The sequence below is a fragment of the Jatrophihabitans sp. genome, from assembly GCF_051960575.1.
In the GTDB taxonomy this organism is placed as follows: Bacteria; Actinomycetota; Actinomycetes; order Mycobacteriales; family Jatrophihabitantaceae; genus JBQCEE01.
Map to the genome: position 1 here is coordinate 1 of NZ_JBQCEE010000251.1, position 3,055 is coordinate 3,055.

Annotated in this window: 3 protein-coding genes; all 3 read right to left on the reverse strand. The window is 75.3% G+C overall.

What is annotated here, in order from left to right:
- Positions 1-30: 30 nt before the first annotated feature.
- Positions 31-1,557, reverse strand: coding sequence for a GAF domain-containing protein (locus tag ACTHMS_RS14015; protein WP_440307291.1), 1,527 nt, complete (start codon positions 1,555-1,557; stop codon positions 31-33).
- Positions 1,554-2,255 carry a response regulator transcription factor gene (locus ACTHMS_RS14020; RefSeq protein WP_440307292.1) on the reverse strand — a complete coding sequence of 234 codons (702 nt, stop codon included), beginning with the start codon at positions 2,253-2,255 and terminating at the stop codon, positions 1,554-1,556. The genes ACTHMS_RS14015 and ACTHMS_RS14020 overlap by 4 nt, the downstream gene beginning before the upstream one ends.
- A gap of 94 nt (positions 2,256-2,349) precedes the next feature.
- The coding region (locus ACTHMS_RS14025) for an LLM class flavin-dependent oxidoreductase (RefSeq protein ID WP_440307293.1) at positions 2,350-3,055 on the reverse strand (706 nt) is incomplete at its 5' end.

The following is a 3,055-nucleotide window of genomic DNA, read 5'->3' on the forward strand; positions in this document are numbered from 1 at the left end:
GTCAAACGCCAGCCCGAGCCAGATGCCCACTTAGTAGTTGCGGCCGTGCGTGTCGCAGGGTTTTAAGAGCCGGTCGAGGTGTTCGGCCCCGATACCCGGCCCGGTGTCGGTGACGGTGATCCGCACCGTCTCCCCCGCGCCGGGCGCCCCGTCCCAGGCGACCTCGACGCGGCCGCCGGCGCGGTTGTAGCGGATCGCGTTGGTCACGAGGTTCAGCAGCACCTGCCGCACCCGGCGTTCGTCCGCGCGCAGCCGCAGTGCGGGGCATCCGGGCGACGTCTGCACGGTGACCCGCTCCGCCAGGGCGAGCGGCCCCACCATGTCGAGCACGGACGTCACCAGCGCGGCGACCGGCAGGTCGACCACGGTCAACGGCAGGGCGCCCGTCTCGATGCGCGCGACGTCGAGCACCTCGTCGACCATGGCCAGGATGTGATGCGCCGCGGACGTGATGTGCCCGAGCGCGGCCGACCGGCGCTCGGCGTCCAGGTCGAGCGTGCCGAGCAGTTCGGTGAAGCCGGTGATCGCCTGCAGCGGCGTGCGCAGCTCGTGCCCGAGCGCCGAGACGAAGTCGGTCTTGGCGCGGTTGGCGGCCTCCGCGGCGTGCTGGGCCAGCTCGGCCTCGACGCGGCGCCGACGGTCGCGCTCGGCGGCGCGACGGCCGGTGATGTCGAGGACGTTCACCGACAGGGCCCGCGGCAGCCCGCTGATGCCGCGGATGGCCGACACCGTGACGGCGACGTCGAGCACCTGCCCGTCGGCCGTGGTCGTGGTCGCCTCGTACTCGCCCTGCGCCCCGAACCGCGGGCGTGCGCCCCTGGGGACGACGAGGTCGTCGAGCCTGGTGCCCACGAGCTCGCGCTCGGGGCGTCCGAGCATCGCCTGCATGGCGCGGTTGACCCGCGTCACCCCGCCGTCGAGACCGGCCAGCGCCATGCCGACCGCGTTGTCCTCGAAGGCGCGGCGGAAGCGCTCCTCGCTCTCGGTCAGGGCGGTCAGCAGGTCGTGGTGGTCGATGGCCACGGACGCGAGGTGGCTCAACCGCTCGACGAGGTGCTCCTCGCGCGGGGTCGGTCGGTGCGGGTGCGGCCGGTACACGGCGAAGGTGCCGAGGATGCCGTCGCGGCCGCGGATCGGCGTCGACCAGCAGGCGCGCACGCCGGCCCGGTCGGCGAGGTGCCGGTAGGCCGCCCACCGCTCGTCGGTCGCGATGTCCTCGACGACCACGACCTCGCCGGTGTACGCCGCGGTGCCGCACGAGCCTGCGAGCGGGCCGATGGACATGCCGTCGATCGCGGCCGAGTAGTCGACCGGCAGCGAGGGCGCGGCGCCGTGCCGCAGCGTGGCCGTCTCGCGGTCGAGCAGCAGCACCGAGCAGGACGACCCCGGGACGAGATCCTCGAGCGTGGTGGTGATGCCGGTCAGCACGCCCGGCAGTGCGACGCCCGCGGCGATCTGCTCGAGGATGCCGGTCTGCCGGTCGAGCAGGGCGACGGCATCGCCGTGCTCGATCGTGGCGTCCGGCGCGCGGTCGACGGCACGGTCGAGCGCGGTCACGGTTCGAGCCGGTAGCCGACGCCGCGCACGGTGACGAGATGGCCCGGGCCGAGCTTGTGCCGCAGCCGGTGCACGTGCTCGGTGACGGTGGCCTCGCTCTGCCACCCCGTCGAGCTCGCCCAGACCTGCTCGAGCAGCTGGCCGCGGGTGAAGACGTGCCGCGGATGGGCGGCGAGGAAGGCGAGCAGGTCGAACTCGCGCGCCGTGAGCGGCACGGGCACGCCGTCGAGCTCGACCTCGCGCGTCCAGGGATCGATGCGCAGGCGCGAGCCGGGGGCGACGGGTGCGGGTACCGGCTGCTCGGACGGCGGCCCGACACGGCGCAGCACCGAGCGCACCCGGGCGGCGAGCTCGCCCGGTGAGAAGGGCTTCACCAGGTAGTCGTCGGCGCCGAGGTCGAGGCCGAGGATGCGATCGCCCTCGCCGCTGCGTCCGGACAGCACGACCACCGGCGTGCGGTCGCCGGCCTCGCGCAGGCGGCGCAGCAGGTCGAGGCCGGACACGCCGGGCAGCGACAGATCGAGCACGACCAGGTCGGGACGGTGGTCGACGATGGCCTGCCACGCCGCGTTGCCGTCGGCCGCCTCGTGCACGGTGCAGCCCTCGGCCTCGAGCTGCCACCGCACGACCGTGCGCACGCGGCTGTCGTCGTCGATCACCAGCAGCGACGGCGCGACGACGGCGATGCCTGCGGCCATCGGTCCTCCTGCTGCGGTCGAGGGGGCTGGCGCGACGGTACCTCCGCGATGGACGGAGGACGAGGGGCGCGCGGCGCGTCCGGGCGGCCGGCGGTCACGGGCACAGCGCCCGGACGCGGGTCGGCTCGGGGCCGCCGGGGGCGATGAGCACAACGGCGTCGTCGAAGCCCGCGTCCGCGTAGCGCTGCAGGTCGGCACGCAGCCGCCCGAGGTCGGTGGCCGCGTCGACCGGGACGGCGCAGACCACCGCCCGCCGACCTCCCGCCGCCCGGTACCGGCCGAGCGCCTCGACGATCTCGTCGGGCGTGCGCCGCACCCCCGAGGCGAGCCAGCCGTCGAACCCGTGCGCCGCGCGCTCGACGTTGGCACCCCACGAGCCGAGTAGCAGTGGCGGGCGGCGGCGCGGTGCCGGTGCGACGACCACCTGCTCGTCGCGGCCGTCGGCGAGCAGCACCCGCAGCCGGGCGAGGTCGCCGTGCAGCACCGCGAAGCGACGAGCGAAGTCGCGCCCGAGCGCCACGTGGTCCGTCCGGGTCGAGCCGGGGCTCACGCCGAGACTGAGGCGGTCACCGCACACCGCCAGCAGCGAGTGCACGCGGTGGGCCAGCTCGACCGGGTGGTGCAGCGGCACCTGCACGGTCGCGGTGCCCAACTCGACGGTGCCGCTCGTCCCGCCGGTCACCGCGGCGGCGGCGGCGAGCAGGACGAACGGGTCGGGCACGAGCGGGCCGCGGGCGATGATCTCCGGCGTCCAGAGGCTGTCGAAGCCGGCGTCGACCAGCCGGCGGGCCCACTCGGCG

Excerpts from the sequence above, each read along its gene's own strand:
- ACTHMS_RS14020 (WP_440307292.1), bottom strand. The coding sequence starts at position 2,255 with ATGGCCGCAGGCATCGCCGTCGTCGCGCCGTCGCTGCTGGTGATCGAC.